The following is an 836-nucleotide window of genomic DNA, read 5'->3' on the forward strand; positions in this document are numbered from 1 at the left end:
CAAAACTGCTTATACCAGGCAGTTTGAGGTTTATTATTTGTATCGTTCATATTGTTATATTCCATCTCTGGGTAGGTATTGTGATTACGGTGCTATCTTGGGCTGAAGAATCGAGAACTTTCTTGAACCTTATATATATCATCCTCAATCTTGGTAGAGATTGTAAACTCAAGAGTTTCAATAGGTTTATCTAAAGACGCTACGGGGCTTGCAACGGTTACGGTAACATTGCCAACTTCGCCTGGTGCTATTTTTTGCACTTCATTGTAAGAAACCTTTGCGCCGTCAATTCCGGACACATCAATTTGATATGTTTGCGCATTCTTACTTTTATTCATCACCTTAAAGTTATAGACGTTTTCAATATTAGACGCGTCGATAACGCGGTATAGTGCACCACGATCTCTGAGTACATCAACTGCTAGCGGTGAACGCATTGCAATGGCAATAACAAAGGCAACAAATAAAGCAACTAACAAAATAGCATAAGCGACAATTCGCGGCCTAAGAATCTTAGTTTTTTCGTGATGTAAGGAATGTTCAGTGGTGTAGCGAATCAAACCTTGAGGTTTCGAGACTTTTTCCATTACCTGGTCACATACATCCACACAAGCTGCGCAGCCAATGCACTCATACTGTAAGCCTTCGCGAATATCGATGCCAGTAGGGCAGACCTGCACACATAAAGAGCAGTCAACACAGTCACCTGCCTGGTCGGCCATTTCCTTTCTTTTTTTACCCTTAACTCTTGGCTCGCCACGGTCATCGTCGTAGGAGACAATCAGAGTGTCCTTATCGAACATGGCGCTTTGGAAGCGTGCATAAGGGCACATATA

The 836-nt window shown here is 42.3% G+C and carries 1 protein-coding gene; it reads right to left on the minus strand.

Going from position 1 to position 836, the window contains the following annotated elements; all coding sequences use genetic code 11:
• Nucleotides 1–92: 92 nt before the first annotated feature.
• Nucleotides 93–836 (minus strand): 4Fe-4S dicluster domain-containing protein (locus tag A3763_RS03295; RefSeq protein ID WP_304440782.1); only part of this gene is annotated, 744 nt, incomplete at its 5' end.

This window comes from Oleiphilus sp. HI0128 (genome assembly GCF_001635365.1).